Origin of the sequence: Halovenus aranensis, assembly GCF_900100385.1 — an archaeon.
In the GTDB taxonomy this organism is placed as follows: Archaea; Halobacteriota; Halobacteria; order Halobacteriales; family Haloarculaceae; genus Halovenus; species Halovenus aranensis.
Genome location: NZ_FNFC01000010.1, coordinates 1 through 15,089 on the forward strand (window position 1 = coordinate 1; position 15,089 = coordinate 15,089).

Sequence of the window (15,089 nt, forward strand, 5' to 3'; positions counted from 1 at the left end):
CTCACTCCGGGAGGAGGACACCGGTAGCCGGGCAGTTTGACTGGGGCGGTACGGGCTTGAAAAGATATCGAGCCCGCCCCAAGGCCACCTCAGCCGAGTCGGAAACTCGGCGGAGAGCGCAAGAGCAAAAGGTGGCTTGACAGTGTTCTTCCCAACGAGGAACGCTGACGCGAAAGCGTGGTCTAGCGAACTTTTGCGCCTGCTTGATGCGGGCCAAAAATGACAGAAAAGCTACCCTAGGGATAACAGAGTCGTCACCCGCAAGAGCACATATCGACCGGGTGGCTTGCTACCTCGATGTCGGTTCCCTCCATCCTGCCCGTGCAGAAGCGGGCAAGGGTGAGGTTGTTCGCCTATTAAAGGAGGTCGTGAGCTGGGTTTAGACCGTCGTGAGACAGGTCGGCTGCTATCTATTGGGGGTGTATTGGTGTCTGACGGGAACGCCCGTATAGTACGAGAGGAACTACGGGTGGTGGCCACTGGTTTACCGGTTGTTCGAGAGAGCACTGCCGGGCGGCTACGCCACACGGGGTAACGGCTGAACGCATCTAAGCCGGAAACCCACCTGGAAAAGAGACACCGCTGAGACCACTCGTACAAGACGAGATCAATAGACTCGGGGTGTACGCGTCGAGGCAACGAGACGTTCAGCCTGCGAGTACTAACTGGTCGAAGCCACCATTCATACGCATTGGCTCGGTCAAACGAGTCCAGGCGCAATCTGGATCGCACGTACACACGGTTTCCCATCGACCACTGATTGCAGGTGCATCGGCTCACACCGATCGCGGTTCGAGTCCGCGAATCAGCGTTAAGGCGGCCATAGCGGTGGGGTTACACCCGTACCCATCCCGAACACGGAAGTTAAGCCCACCAGCGTTCCGGTGAGTACTGGAGTACGAGAGTCTCTGGGAAACTCGGTTCGCCGCCTCCATTCATACTACTCGTAGCCCACAACCAGTGACAACGCTGGTTGTGGGCTTTTTTCATGTACGTCGCGCTTTCGAGGGCGACTGCCAGATCAGTCGTTCTGGTCGGCAAGCGCCGCCAGGTCGTCGTTGATATCCGCACCGGAACTCTCGCCAGGAAGAATATCACCGAGCGCCGCACCGAAGGAGGCGACAGTCCAAACCACACTAACTCGCGCGAGCGCAACGACGGGGTCTTCCCAGGCGACACGGCCCCACATCGTCATGAGAGCGGCCGTCGTCAGGAGAGACACGAGCGCGATGCCGATGAGCCGTCGCGGAATAACTCCAAGCAGCGGTCGGTTGACTCGGACGTCCTGTGGACCTGCCCAGTAAACCAACGCCAGAATCATCAGCAACACGAAGACGGTGTTGAGCAGGAAAAACACGGGAAAGACGCCAACCTGGAAGGAGAGAAAGTACTCCGCGACGTCGAAGACACCATCCTCGACCAGGAACGGAATCGCGAAGAAGATGCTGCCGACGAACCCCTCAGCGATGTCTCGGGAGGTATACTTCTGGATGCGGTCGCCCAGTGTGTCTTCGACCGTCGCTTGGACCGAACGCTCACGGATGCGGTTTACGGCCTGTCGCTCGCCGGTGTCGTCGACGACAGATTCGAGATCGTCGAACTGTTCGTGAAGTGCCGCAACGAGCGCACTGTCGCGCATCTCTCTAATCGCCTGTGGCCGCTTCGCAGCGACTGCTGGAGAGTCATCCAGTGTCGGTGAAGACGCCACCGCCGGTGCATCGTCGGCGAGGATATCTCCGAGCGCGGCGCCGAGCGACCCGACAGTCCAGATGACGTTGATGCGTGCAAGCGCCGCAAGGGGTGACTGCCAGCCGTCGACGCGACCCCAGACAGTCATCAGGGCAGTCGTGACGAGCAAGGAGACAGCCAGCGTCATCACAAGCCGGGCAGGGACGTGCCCGAACAGGAGAGCAGTCTCGTCGGTGTCTCGTCCTGTCCACTGGAGCAGTGCGTAGGTCATCACCACGACAAACAGCGTGTTCGCGAGCAGGAACACCGGGACACCAGCGACCGCGACGTCGAACAGGTGGTCCGCAATATCGAAAATGCCATCCTCGACGAGAAGGGGGGAGGCGAAGATGACACTTCCGACCAACGCTTCGGCGGCGTCTCGTTGTCCCAGGTCTCGGACGCCCGATTCTATCAGGCCGCGCTCGTATGCTTCCAGCAACAGATGCTCGACATCTCGACGCTCTGCTTGGGTCTGGGCGTCGGCACGGTCCCCCGCAACCGTCTCCAAGTCGGCGAGCAACTCCTCGATTGTCGGGGCGGGCTCGCTGTCCGCTGTCGACGGCTTCGGCCCGGGCTGGTCTGTCATCAGTACAGACACAGAATGCGAGCCAGATATAGATACGTCCCGGTGGCGCTAGAAGAACTTGAACAGGTCGTCGCGTTCGGCTTCGTGGAGGTGCGTTCGGACCGCCTCGTTGAGCGGGCCGATAGTTCCTCGCTTGGCACTGATTGGAGCAATCACGTCCTGCCACTGCTTCCAGGGCGGGACGAGACCGAACCGCTCGGCGACCTCGTCGAGGCGGTCGTCGCGGTTGTCGACTTTGTCCATCTTGTTGACCGCAATAACGGCTGGAACACCGACGTCTCGTAAGAAGTGATACAGCTCGACGGTGTGTGGCACCTCGTCAGGACCGGAATGGCGGTCGATAATATCGACGGCTGCTTTCCCGTCGAGGACGAGGACACCCGCGAGGATGTTGTCGGCGTACTGCTCGATGTACTGGACGACGTCGGTCTTTATCTGTTCGCGAACCTCCTCTGGAGTCCCTTTCATGAACCCGAATCCGGGAAGGTCTGTTATCACGAAGTCTTCGCTGGCCCAGTCGTAGTGGTTGGGCTTGCGCGTGACACCGGGTCGCTGGCCCGTATCGAACGTATGTCCCGTTATCTCACGCATCAGCGTCGACTTCCCGACGTTCGACCGCCCCACCAACACGACTTCGCCTTCGCGGTCCGGCCGCGTTTCGAACATACCCGATGTTGTGTCGAACAGCCGATAAACGTGTCTATCGGCCGTTTCCCGGACCGAACCTCGTCAACAGAATTAAGTAAGTGTGTAAAGTAGGCTTTACTGTAAAAGGGGCTTTACACATGAACGAAGCAAAGACGCCGGACACGGACCTTTCGGAAGCACGGACCCAGCTACAGCGACGCAAACGATACAAGCGACTGTTCTACGGCATCCTCACCGTGGGAATTGTCGGTTACTTTGCTTTAGTGACGGTCTGGAACCGCGTGGGTGGTGACGCGATTGCCGTCAGTGCAGTTGGCGTCTACTGGGGCGCAATCGTGCTCGGGCTGGGCGTCCTGCACTTCGGGCCAGATGGAATCGAAGACGAGCGCGAAGAGGAAATCAACGCGGAAGCGGCGGGACGAACGCTCGGTGTCGCCGGGTTCCTCCTGATACTCGGCGCGCCGGGGCTGGCCACGCTCGGACAGACGGGCGTCTACACGGCTCCGCCCTGGCTCAACGGCATGATATGGGGATACGCGTCACTCTTTGGGATTTTCGCCGTCGCTCACTGGTACACCAAACGACAGTACTGACCATGCAAAACAGCTTACCGGACCTCCGCGACCGGCACGACCTCTCGCAGGGAGACCTCGCGGCTGCTGTGGGGGTATCCCGGCAGACGATAAACGCCATCGAGCGCGAGCGCTATGATCCCTCGCTCGAACTGGCGTTCAAGCTCGCACAGTTTTTCGACTGCTATGTCGAAGACATCTTCGACCCTGACCTCACAGACACATGACCGACGAATCACAGACCCAGAATCGTATCGACCGACGGACGCTCCTTCGCACGGGCGCGGCTACCGGCGTGTTGACTCTCGCCGGCTGTCTCGGCGGCGACGGCGGGGGGTCGCCGACTACCACCGCGACAACGACCGAGACGGCAACGCCAACACAAACAGAGACCGCTACGGACACGCCGACCGAAACCCCAACACAGCCGACCGACGAGATTCCAGTCTCCGGCGAGTCTGTTCCCGAGCTGCGACCGCTCGACGAGGCGACCGTCGAGTACATGACGGAGCTCGACTACGGCGCGGGGTCGCTCGCGCTCTATCGCGACGAGGAGATGGAACTAGTTCGGGGGTATGGCTGGGGCGACCGCGAGCGAACCGAGCCGGTCGACCCTCAGGCGATGTACCGTATCGGAAGCATCTCCAAACTGTTTACCGCCGACGCTGTCCTCCGCCTCGTCGAGGCCGGCGAACTCGCACTTGAGGACGAATTTTACCCGCTGTTGTCTGTCGACCCACCGGACGGTGAGCCGGCAGACGAGCGCATCCGCGAGGTCACTGTCGAGCAATTGCTGAACCACGCTGGCGGTTGGAATCGGTTCGAAAACGCGAATCCGCTGTTCAATCCGCTTGTCGTCGTCGAGTCACTCGGCCTCGACGATACACCCGCGCGCGACGACTTTGTCCGATACGTCCTCGACCAACCGCTGCAGTTCGACCCCGGCACGGACAACGTCTACTCGAACATTGGATACGTCATGCTGTCGCTGGTCGTCGAAGGCGTTACCGGCGAGTCCTTCGAGTCGGTCGTCTCGGCGAATCTCTTCGAGGCTGCGGATGCGACAGATATCCACCTCGGCGCGACTCGACCGGAGAACCGACGGCCAGACGAAATCTGGTACGACGACTCAGAGCAGTGTGAGAACGTCTTTACCCGGGACGGGTCGGCAGCCTGTGCCGATTACGGAATAGTCCTCAGCGCGTTTAGCGGTGCCGGCGGGTTCGTCGCGCGCGCCCCTGACCTCGCCCGCGCACTCGATGAACTCCAGTGGTTTTGGCTCAACGGCCAGCCCTACGAGTCTCTCGAATCGGTGTTCGAGCAGATTGACCAGTCGACGCTTGCGTGGTTCGGCTCAATCTACGACTCCTTCGGGTACGCCGGTCGTCGTCCCGACGGGTGGGTCGTCACGTTGTTCAACGACCGCGACCTGCGCGGAAATCCCCAGCAGATTCACACGCAACTCGACGAGGCGTTCAGCAGCATCGACAATTGAGCCCTATCGCTACTGCCTTCTCTCGGTTGCCCTCAACCGTGACAACGGGCTATCGGTCGCTACCAGCAAATGACACGGACCGGATTGCCGTCCTCGCTCGCAGGTGTCGCCGGCGAAACCGCTCTATCCCGAGAGGCGACACGCTTAAATCTGTGTACGCATTTGTTCATCGTATAACGAAAACGTACATCGGTGACTGATAAATGAGTGAGCAGACGCTACAGACGTATATCGAACGCGTCGCCGACGGCGAGGACCTCACCCAGGCGGAGGCACGCGAAGCCTCTCGGCTGGTGTTCGGGGAGGCGACGGAGGCACAGATCGGTGCATTGCTCGCCGCGTTGCGCGGCAAGGGCGAGACCGAAACCGAAATCGCAGGCTTCGCCGAGGGGATGCGAGCCGTCGCGCGGACGATCGCGCCCGAGCGCGAGGGGATGGTCGACACCTGTGGGACCGGTGGCGACGACTACGACACTATCAACGTCTCGACGACGAGCGCGCTCGTGGTCGCTGGCGCGGGTGTTCCGGTCGCCAAACACGGCAACTACTCGGTTTCGTCGTCGTCCGGGAGCGCGGACGTACTGGAGGAGGTCGGCGTTACAGTCGATGCGGAACCGCCCGCCGTCGAGGACGCTATCGAGGACGACGGCATCGGCTTCATGCTCGCGCCCGTGTTCCATCCGGCGATGAAAGCCGTCATCGGCCCGCGCCAGGAGCTTGGGATGCGGACCATCTTCAACGTCCTCGGCCCGCTCACGAATCCTGCGGGAGCCGAGGCACAGGTCGTCGGCGTCTATGACTCGGACCTCGTCCCGGTGCTCGCGCGAGCGCTCGCACAGATGGCTGTCGAACGCGCGCTGGTCGTTCACGGCTCCGGACTCGACGAAATCGCCGTCCACGACGAGACGACCGTCGCCGAGGTCGACGGTGAGACGGTCACCGAATACACGCTGACACCCGCCGAGTTGGGGCTCGACCGCGCGCCAGTCAAGGCCATCGCAGGCGGTTCTCCCGAGTCGAACGCGGCGGACCTCCGAGGTATCGTCACCGGCGAGGTGGCCGGCCCGAAGCGAGACGTCATCCTCGCCAACGCTGGCGCGGCACTGTATGTCGCCGATGCTGCCGAGTCGATTGCCGACGGCGTCGAGCGCGCCCGCGAGAGTATCGAGTCCGGGCGGGCGGCAGCAAAACTCGACGAGTTGTGTGGGGCGGCCTGAACCGATGACCGACGCCACCGCTGGCCGGACGCGGGTCAAAATCTGTGGGCTCACTACTCAGACCGATCGTGACGCCGCTGTCAGTGCCGGGGCCGACGCGCTCGGTTTCATCACCGACGTGCCGGTCGAGACGCCCAGAGAGGTTGCCGTCGACCAGGCGACGACCCTCGTTTCTGGTGCGCCGCCGTTCACTACGACGGTGTTGGTGACGATGCCCGACTCCGTCGCTGACGTCGTCACGCTGCAGGAACGGGTCGGTGCCGACGCCGTGCAGGTACACAGCGGACTCGCTCCCACAGAGCTGGCACAGCTCGGTGAAGGCATCGACGCCAGCGTGATTGCAGCGGTCGACGCGACAGACGACGACATAGCGGCGTACGCCGACAGTGCCAACGCCGTGTTAGTCGATTCGACCGACGACCAGGGTGGGGGCGGCACCGGCGAGACACACGACTGGGAGCAGACACGCCGACTCGTCGAGCACACCGCGACGCCGGTCATCTTGGCGGGTGGACTAACCCCCGAGAACGTCGAGGCCGCCGTCGAGGCGGTCGACCCCTTTGCCGTCGACACCGCCACGGGCGTCGAACGCGAGGGCGGACGCAAGGACCACGACGCGGTCGCTGCGTTCGTCGCGGGCGCAACCGGGGTGTCGGCCCGATGACGGACGCGACCTTCGGTATCGACCGCGAGGAGTTTGTCGACCTCGCTGACACTGACGGACCGGCAGTCGTTCGGGTCGAGGCAGAGCTCGCCGTCGACGCGGACCCACTCGACGCGTACGCGGCGCTGACCGGACGGACGACCGAGGCCGACGCCGCCGACTACGGCTTCCTGCTCGAAAGCGCAGAGAAGGTGCCCTCGAGCGACCCCGACGGCGCGTTCGCGCCCGCGCCAGCGGAGCGCCACGCACGGTTTTCCTTTGTCGGATACGACCCGGCGGCCGTCGTCACGGTCGACGGTGGCGAGGGGAGCGTCGAGGTGCTTGACGACCGCTACGACGGTCTGGTTACCACGAACGGGGGCGACACACTCGACACGCTCCGGGATGCGCTGCCGGATGTCTCCCTGCGCGGGATGCCCGACCGCGACCGCCAGCACCTCGACGGTGGGCTCGTGGGCTTTCTGGCCTACGACGCCGTCTACGACCTCCACCTCGCCGAGGTCGGGGTCGACCCGCCCGAGTCGGCCACCCCGGACGCACAGTTCGTCCTCACGACGCGGACGCTCGCCTTCGACCACGCCGAGGATACGCTCTCGCTGGTCTGTACGCCCGTGGTCCGTCCCGGAGACGACGCAGGCGCGCGCTACGACGACCTCGTGGCCGAACTCGGCCGCGTGACCGACCTGCTTACAGAGGCGGCGCCGCTCTCTACCGGCGGTTTCCGGCCCGAGCGCGAACGCGCGGGCGAGCGGGACCGTTACGAGGAGGCCGTCGAGACTGCCAAAGAGGCCGTCTTCGACGGCGAAATCTATCAGGGCGTCATCTCCCGTACCCGAGAGCTGTACGGCGACGTCGACTCGCTTGGCCTCTACGAGGCGCTGCGTGACATCAACCCCTCGCCGTACATGTACGTCCTCTCTTACGGCGACCGGACAATCGTCGGAGCGAGTCCGGAAACGCTGGTCTCGGTCGGCAACGAGCAGGTCGTCTCGAACCCGATTGCGGGCACCTGCCCGCGGGGGTCGAGTCCGGTCGAAGACCGCCGGCTGGCCGGCGAGATGCTCGCCGACGACAAGGAACGAGCCGAACACACCATGCTGGTCGACCTGGCGCGCAACGACGTTCGCCGGGTGGCCGAACCCGGAAGCGTCCGCGTCCAGGAGTTCATGAACGTGCTCAAATACTCCCACGTCCAGCACATCGAGTCGACCGTGACGGGGACACTCGGGGCCGACAGCGACGCCTTCGACGCGGTGCGGGCCTCGTTCCCGGCGGGGACGCTCTCGGGTGCGCCGAAGATGCGGGCGATGGAACTCATCGACGATCTCGAGTCTTCGCCTCGTGGCGTCTACGGCGGCGGCGTCGGCTACGTCTCCTGGCAGGGCGACGCCGACTTCGCTATCGTCATTCGGTCGGCTACCATCGAACCTGCTGGCGAGAGCGATTGTGTAACCGTCAGAGCAGGAGCGGGTGTCGTCGCAGACAGCGACCCGGTCGCGGAGTACGAGGAGACAGAGAAGAAGATGGACGGCGTCCTCTCTGCGCTTGACCGTATCGAGGAGACCGTCACCGAGGCTCGACAATGAGTACCATGACAACCGAGAGGCGAGTCCTATTCATCGACAACTTCGACTCGTTCACCTACAACCTCGTGGAGTATGTCAGCGAACACGCAGACACCGAGGTCGTCCGAAACACGGTCTCACTCGCGGACGTGCGCGCCACAGACCCCGACGCAATTGTCGTCTCGCCGGGACCGGGTCACCCGGCAAACGAGCGCGACGTGGGCGTCAGCACAGATGTCTTCCGCGAGATGAGCCCCGACGTGCCAACACTCGGCGTCTGTCTCGGCCTCGAAGCCGCCGTCTACGCCTACGGCGGCGAGGTCGGCCACGCGCCCGAGCCGATTCACGGCAAGGCGTTCCCTGTCGACCACGACGGCGAGGGCGTCTACCAGGGACTCGACCAGGGATTCCAGGGCGGGCGCTATCACTCGCTCGTCGCGACCGACGTGCCCGACTCCTTCGAAGTCACCGCGACCACCACCGTCGACGACCACGAACTCGTCATGGGAATCCGCCACCGCGAACATCCCATCTCGTGTGTACAGTTCCACCCCGAATCGGTGCTAACCGCCGTCGGGCACGACGTTATCCAGAACTTCCTCGAAAACATATAGATTCCATCATTTACGGCCGGCTGGTAGACGTTTGAGCGTGGTAGCGACGCCCTTGCCAGTGGTCCCACACCCGGGGTGACGCCAACACATCGGCTCACTATCTCCAGACGAATCCCCCCATCTGTTCGGCTGGATAGACCGCCGCTGTCTGGCAAATTCGTCAGATACACTCTACTTTCACTCCGGTCTGACTAGGATTAATAGGGAGTCCCACCTGAGTATAAGCCAGCGAGTACACGCCAGCTAGCAGGGTGTCTCGCGGCGCAGTACAGGTGACAGTTACAACTGTAAAGAATAGAATAAGAAATCCGGGACGGAAGCCTTATTGAGTCCCGACGCCAACACGACTTTCGTCACAAATGAGCGACCAGGGAACCACACACGCAGGGCGCATCACCCGTCAGACACCACAGCGAGGTGACTCGGCATGAGTCAGGAACTCGCGGCCGACGAACTCACACTCCCAATCAAGCGAACCGACGGCGACACGCTCGAAGAGCGACTTACCGGTAACGCCTACCACAACATTCTCCCGGCACGGTATCTCCGCAAGGACGCCGACGGGGCGGTTACCGAAGACCAGGAAGAACTCTTCGAGCGCGTCGCCGAGAACATCGCACTGGCCGAGGCCGTCTTCGAGGCGCGCAAGCAGGACGTCGAGGTGACGGTCACGCCAGGCCAACTCAAGCCCGACCACCCGCGTCGAGACGAGCTTGCTGCCGAAGTCTTCGGGAAGGGGACGACGGCCGACGACGACGTCGAGACGACGCTGTCGGAGTACAACGTCAACAAGTTTGCCTACGACACGGTCGTCCCGGAACTGCCCGACGAGATTCGCGACCACGTCGAAGCGACGGCGGCGGAGTTCCAAGAGAGCATGGAAGATCTCTCCTTTATGCCCAATAGCCCGACGCTGATGAACGCGGGCGACGAACTCCAGCAGCTCTCGGCGTGTTTCGTCGACTCGCCGGCAGACGACATCGACGACATCCACCAGACGGCAAAAGAGGCCGCCCAGGTGTTCCAGTCCGGGGGCGGCATGGGGTATGCCTTCTGGCAGCTCCGGCCCTACGGCGACGCCGTCGGTTCGACCGGCGGTATCGCCTCCGGCCCGATTACGTTCATGCGCACGTACGACCAGATGTGTGAGACCATCGCCCAGGGTGGGGCACGGCGCGGCGCACAGATGGGCGTCATGCGCGTCTCACACCCCGACGTCATTCAGTTCATCCACGCGAAAAACAAGGACGTCTCGCTCGCCCACACCCTCCGACTCAACGACCCCGACGACTTCACGCACAACTCCTTCAAGGATGCCCTCGAGGAGGCTCGCGAACTCATCGACGACGAGGGACGCGTCCCGGAACACCTCCGCAACGCCGTCGAGGGTCACCTCTCGAATTTCAACATCTCGGTCGGCATCACCGACCGGTTCATGGAAGCGGTCAAACACGACGAGGAGTATACCTTCACCAACCCACGCACCGAAGAGCCCCACGTCGCGACCGAGGAGACTGTCGAACTCTACGAGATGTTCGGTCTCGGCGAGTACGTCGAGGCCGGCGAGGTCCTCTCGGTCCCGGCACGCGAGGTCTGGGACCGCATCGTCGAGGGCGCCCACGAGAACGGCGAACCGGGCGTCATCTACCTCGAACGCGTAAACAAGGAACACTCCTTCGACGTGGAGAAACATCCAGACCATCAGATTCTTGCCACAAATCCCTGCGGCGAGCAGCCCTTGGAAGAGTATGAAGCATGTAATCTAGGACACATCAACCTCTCGACACTCGCGGCCGAGGACGCTCCCGACTGGCGTGTCTGGGCCGACGAACACGCCGAGGAGTTCGACACCGAGGCCGAGGCCATCGGCGCCTTCCTCCAAGAGGCCGTCGACTTCGAGGAGTTCGACCGCCGCATCGAGATGGGGACGCGATTCCTCGAAAACGTCGTCACGATGTCGGATTTCCCGGTCGAGAAAATCGAACAGAAGGTCCGCGAGATGCGCAAAATCGGGCTGGGTATCATGGGACTGGCCCAGCTTTACATCCAGCTCGGGCTGAAATACGGTAGCGACCCCGCAAACGAGGTTGCCCGCCAGCTGATGACCCACATCAACCACCACTCCAAGTGGACGAGCCACGAACTCGCCGGCGAGCGGGGTACCTTCGCCGAGTGGGAGAACTCGAAGTTCGCCAACCCGACGGAGTACCGCGAGTGGTTCGAGAAACAGACTGGGCTCGACGCCGACGGGTGGGAGGACGGCTTCGCTATCCGGAACCACAACACGACGACCATCGCGCCGACGGGAACGACCAGCATGGTCGGCAACACGACCGGCGGCTGTGAGCCAATCTACAACGTCGCCTACTACAAGAACGTCTCCGACGACGTGCAGGGCGACGAGATGCTCGTCGAGTTCGACGACTACTTCCTCCGAACGCTAGAGGACAACGACATCGACGTCGAGGCCGTCAAACAGGAGGCCACCGAGCAGATGGCCAACAACGAGTTCGACGGCGTCGACGGGCTGGAGACGGTCCCGGACGCCGTCGGTGAGCTGTTCGTGACGACGGGTGACCTCTCGGCGAAAGAACACGCCGGCGTCCAGACGGCGTGCCAGCACGGCGTCGACTCGGCCATCTCCAAGACTGTCAACGCCCCCAACGACTCGACGGTCGAGGACGCGAAGGAGGTCTTCGAGTACATCTACGAGAACGGCGGCAAGGGCGTCACCTACTACCGCGACGGCACCCGCTCGAAGCAGGTGCTGACGACGCGCGCCCAGAACACCGAGTTCGCCGACGAAGACGAGGCCGCAGAAGCCATCGTCGAGCAGATTCAGGAGACCTTCGGCGGCATCGAAGGCTTCCTCGACAACGAGGACGTTCGCGCCGAGCTCGAAGCCGACCTGGACGACATCTTCGACGCTGGCACGCGCTACGCCGAAAAGAAGCCACGCCCCGACCAACTCCACGGTGTCACACAGCGCATCGACACCGGGTACGGCAAGCTGTACGTCACTATCAACGAGGACCCCAAAACGGGCGAACCGTTCGAGCTGTTCGCCAACACGGGCCATTCCGGTGGCTTCACCAACTCCTTTACCGACGCGCTGGCGAAGACAATCTCCGTTGCGCTTCGCTCTGGTGTCGACCCCGACGAAATCGTCGACAAGCTTCAGGGCATCCGGTCGCCGAAAGTCGCCTGGGACAAAGGCGAGCAGATTAACTCCATCCCGGACGCCTTCGGGACGGCGCTGCGTCGTTACCTCGACGACGAGGTCGACAAGGCCTACCCCGACCAGGCAACCCTCGAAGAGACCGCTACCGAGTCGCGCTCGGCCGAGACACGTGTCGACCCCAACGAACCCGAACCCGACGGCGGCGCGGTCAGCGCCGAGACCGTCGAGGCCGACCAGCAGACGATACTCGACGCCGGCGAGAGCCCCGAGTGCCCCGACTGTGGCTCGCTCTCGCTGTACTACGCCGAAGGCTGCAAGACCTGTGAGTCCTGTGGCTGGAGCGAGTGCTAAGGAGACACTACGGAGCCATGAACGACGGTGGCCGTCCCTGTCCGGTCTGTGACCGCCCGATGACCCACCGTCACTGCAAGTACGTCTGTCCGGAACACGGCGTCGTCTACGACTGTTCGGACACGTTCTACTGACTGTCCGTTCGCTTTTGCATTCGCGACAGCACGCGCGAGCGTCTGGTGACAGCAAGCTTCTCGCCCGCGTGACAGTCGAGAAACGATGGTGGTATCAGTCGCTGACAGCCTGTGGCTGCTTGAGTGTCCGGTAGAGCGGGCCAGCAAGGATGAGAATCGCCAGCCCAGCCAGCGCCACGACGAGTTCGGGACCCAGCGAGAACTCGGACACCGAGAGCGTCCGCATCGACGCGCCCGTCAGCACAGTCACGAGCGCCCACGGCACTTCGCCGATGACCGTCCCGGCCAGAAACGGCTTCAGGGAGACGCCCGACAGTCCGGAACCGTACGAAATCGGGTCTCCCGGGACCGGCGAGAACCGCGCGGCGACGACGCCCCGAAACTCACCGACGGTCTCGACAAACTGTTCGCCGGAGCTACCGAGTGCGCCGAACAGCCCGATATCAGTCTTGGCGTACCGCCCGACAAGATAGGGCGGCAGTGCCGTCAGCGCCGCGCCCGCCAGTGCCAGCGGGAGCGCAACCGCCGTGCCATACAGAAAGCCGAGCACGAGTGCGACCGAGGAGACCGGCCACAACAGGAATGGACGGACGAGATAGACGGCGACGAGCGCGAGCCCGAACAACAGCGGGCGGGTCGCCAGTGCTTCGAGTTCGGCGATGACTGTCCCGGGCGAGAAGAGAAGCGCCGCGGCCGCAGCGAGACCGCCCAGTCCACCGAGACCGACGAGCTGGCGGACCGTCGCTCGTTTCATCATCGGTATAACTTCGCGCCGGAGACAAACGCTTTGTGGTTGGACGAGTCGCGGTAAACACTTTACCGGGGCGGCCAAACGCTTCCGGTGTGTCCGGGGATGACCCGATTGCCGAGACGGTCGAACTCGGCGTGGCGTTGCTCGCTCACCTCGAAGACGGCGAGTTGTCGCTCAAGGAAGCTCTCGACCGAGTCGAGACGGTTACGACCGACCCGGCGGTGACCCGCAAGATTCTCGACACCGCAGAGATGCGCGGCGTCATCGAGCGTGAGGATGGCGTTATCCGCCCACAGCGGGGCACATTCGTGAGCTTCGAAGCCGACGTTGTCTCACGAGACGGCGAGTTCTCGTGTCGACGCTGTGGGACGACCATCACCACCGGCTACTTCGTCGTCTTCGACGCTGGTGAACACGGCCCTTTCGGCTCCTCGTGTATCCGCAAGGTGACCGGCCGAGAATGACTACCGCTGTCGTTTCAGCTCGTCGACGAGCTGGGTTATCGTCTCCTGTTGCTGTTTGAGCAGTGCGTTCTGGCGCTTTGCGACCTCGGTCAGCGTGTCGAGCCGTGACTTCATCGCCTCGATATCGGCCGGGTCAACCTCCGGTGTCGCGGTGTCGGCCGACTGGTCGGTCGTCGTAGTCTGTGTCCCCGTGTCGACTGTGGCCGTGTGGTCGCGGTCGGTGTCGTCCGGTTCAGCGTCGGCGGCCACCGTCGAGGGCTCTGTGGTCTCGGCTGACGGTTCTGTTGTCTCGACCGGCGGCTCAGTCGTGTTTCTCGGCGACTCCGAGGTACTCCCGTTTGCGGGTTCGGTGGTCTCGGCTGGTGGCTCCGTGAGGTCGTCGACCGCTTCGTCGTCCGGCGTGACCAGCGGGTCGATAGTGTCGTCGAGTTCGATGTCCGAGGAGAGCGACCCGTTCGACTCGGTCGGCTCGGGGTCGGTCTCGCCGAGCGTGGCGTTTAGCTCGTCGAGGCTGTCGACTTCGTAGTACGAAAAGAGCGCGGTCGTAAGCGCACGACGCAGGACTTCTGCCTCGCCGCTGGGGGCTTTGATACGCTGTGGTCTGCCGTCGACCGAGATGACGACGGAGGTAGCGACACTGCCTTCCTCGAAGTCGAGACCGGTTACCTGTGAGTAGGGGTACTCCTCGTAGTCGGGGTCCCACAGGTACGCGCCGATGTGTTTGACGATGCGCCGGTCGGTGACCACCAGCGCCAGCTCGCTGAACCGGAAGACGCCCTCGATTGGTTCTTCACTCTCTATGACGCCGGCCGTCTCGAGGACGCCCGAGAGCAGTCGCTCCAGTACCGGCTCCGTCCGGTCGCGTGGGATGGTGAACCGCTGTTCACTGTCGACGTAGGTGAGCGTGAACGACGTCTTCCGTCGGCCTTCCGAGATGCCGAGGCGTTCGACATCGTGGTCGAACACCTCGAGGGACTCGTCGCTCAACAGCCCTTCTCCGCGATAGAGGAGTGTCCGGGACGGAGTAAAGCAGATGAGGTCCTCGTCCCCGAGGTTGACGGCGGATTCCAGCTCCTCGTCGCCGAGTTGCTGTACGATGGGGTCCGGTATCTCCAT

Annotated in this window: 14 protein-coding genes and 2 rRNA genes; 12 read left to right on the forward strand and 4 right to left on the reverse strand. The window is 63.0% G+C overall.

What is annotated here, in order from left to right; genetic code table 11:
• Together BLR34_RS17255 and rrf are read left to right on the forward strand one after the other, a co-directional pair.
• Positions 1-685 (forward strand): 23S ribosomal RNA (locus BLR34_RS17255); the annotation flags it as partial.
• 127 nt (positions 686-812) lie between these two features.
• Positions 813-934: ribosomal RNA gene (gene rrf / locus BLR34_RS10825) — 5S ribosomal RNA — on the forward strand.
• An 87-nt stretch (positions 935-1,021) separates the two neighbouring features.
• On the opposite strand, the gene BLR34_RS17015 is transcribed toward rrf, so the two are convergent.
• Both BLR34_RS17015 and engB read right to left on the reverse strand, forming a co-directional pair.
• The gene (locus tag BLR34_RS17015) at positions 1,022-2,317 is read right to left on the reverse strand and encodes a hypothetical protein (protein ID WP_176765302.1); all 1,296 of its coding nucleotides are present in this window, start codon (positions 2,315-2,317) and stop codon (positions 1,022-1,024) included.
• 48 nt (positions 2,318-2,365) lie between these two features.
• Positions 2,366-2,983 carry a GTP-binding protein EngB gene (engB, locus tag BLR34_RS10835; RefSeq protein ID WP_092702894.1) on the reverse strand — a complete coding sequence of 206 codons (618 nt, stop codon included), beginning with the start codon at positions 2,981-2,983 and terminating at the stop codon, positions 2,366-2,368.
• A gap of 119 nt (positions 2,984-3,102) precedes the next feature.
• On the opposite strand from engB, the gene BLR34_RS10840 reads away from it, so the two are divergent.
• The 9 genes from BLR34_RS10840 (at position 3,103) to BLR34_RS17565 (ending at position 12,758) form a co-directional block, all read left to right on the forward strand.
• The gene (locus BLR34_RS10840; RefSeq protein WP_092702896.1) at positions 3,103-3,558 is read left to right on the forward strand and encodes a DUF2178 domain-containing protein; all 456 of its coding nucleotides are present in this window, start codon (positions 3,103-3,105) and stop codon (positions 3,556-3,558) included.
• A 2-nt stretch (positions 3,559-3,560) separates the two neighbouring features.
• Positions 3,561-3,764 carry a helix-turn-helix transcriptional regulator gene (locus tag BLR34_RS10845; protein ID WP_092702898.1) on the forward strand — a complete coding sequence of 68 codons (204 nt, stop codon included), beginning with the start codon at positions 3,561-3,563 and terminating at the stop codon, positions 3,762-3,764.
• The gene (locus BLR34_RS10850) at positions 3,761-5,032 is read left to right on the forward strand and encodes a serine hydrolase domain-containing protein (RefSeq protein ID WP_092702900.1); all 1,272 of its coding nucleotides are present in this window, start codon (positions 3,761-3,763) and stop codon (positions 5,030-5,032) included. The genes BLR34_RS10845 and BLR34_RS10850 overlap by 4 nt, the downstream gene beginning before the upstream one ends.
• A gap of 203 nt (positions 5,033-5,235) precedes the next feature.
• On the forward strand, positions 5,236-6,249 hold the full coding sequence (trpD, locus tag BLR34_RS10855) for an anthranilate phosphoribosyltransferase (RefSeq protein ID WP_092702902.1): 1,014 nt from the start codon (positions 5,236-5,238) through the stop codon (positions 6,247-6,249).
• A gap of 4 nt (positions 6,250-6,253) precedes the next feature.
• A complete protein-coding gene (locus BLR34_RS10860; RefSeq protein WP_092702904.1) occupies positions 6,254-6,913 on the forward strand; it encodes a phosphoribosylanthranilate isomerase in 660 nt (219 codons plus the stop codon).
• Positions 6,910-8,499, forward strand: a complete 1,590-nt coding sequence (trpE, locus tag BLR34_RS10865) for an anthranilate synthase component I (protein WP_092702906.1) — start codon at positions 6,910-6,912, stop codon at positions 8,497-8,499. Before BLR34_RS10860 ends, trpE begins: the two co-directional genes overlap by 4 nt.
• Entirely contained in the window at positions 8,496-9,092 is a 597-nt protein-coding gene (trpG, locus tag BLR34_RS10870; protein ID WP_092702908.1) for an anthranilate synthase component II, read from the forward strand. The genes trpE and trpG overlap by 4 nt, the downstream gene beginning before the upstream one ends.
• 427 nt (positions 9,093-9,519) lie before the next feature.
• The gene (locus BLR34_RS10875) at positions 9,520-12,624 is read left to right on the forward strand and encodes an adenosylcobalamin-dependent ribonucleoside-diphosphate reductase (protein WP_092702910.1); all 3,105 of its coding nucleotides are present in this window, start codon (positions 9,520-9,522) and stop codon (positions 12,622-12,624) included.
• 17 nt (positions 12,625-12,641) lie between these two features.
• Complete coding sequence (locus BLR34_RS17565; protein WP_303646357.1) at positions 12,642-12,758, forward strand: HVO_2523 family zinc finger protein; 117 nt, start codon at positions 12,642-12,644, stop codon at positions 12,756-12,758.
• 94 nt (positions 12,759-12,852) lie between these two features.
• Here BLR34_RS17565 and BLR34_RS10880 read toward each other — a convergent pair whose 3' ends face one another.
• On the reverse strand, positions 12,853-13,512 hold the full coding sequence (locus tag BLR34_RS10880; protein WP_176765303.1) for a TVP38/TMEM64 family protein: 660 nt from the start codon (positions 13,510-13,512) through the stop codon (positions 12,853-12,855).
• Between the two features lie 107 nt (positions 13,513-13,619).
• On the opposite strand from BLR34_RS10880, the gene BLR34_RS10885 reads away from it, so the two are divergent.
• Complete coding sequence (locus BLR34_RS10885; RefSeq protein WP_092703172.1) at positions 13,620-13,973, forward strand: DUF5830 family protein; 354 nt, start codon at positions 13,620-13,622, stop codon at positions 13,971-13,973.
• Here BLR34_RS10885 and BLR34_RS10890 read toward each other — a convergent pair whose 3' ends face one another.
• Complete coding sequence (locus tag BLR34_RS10890) at positions 13,974-15,089, reverse strand: DUF7115 domain-containing protein (RefSeq protein ID WP_092702914.1); 1,116 nt, start codon at positions 15,087-15,089, stop codon at positions 13,974-13,976. It abuts the gene before it with no gap.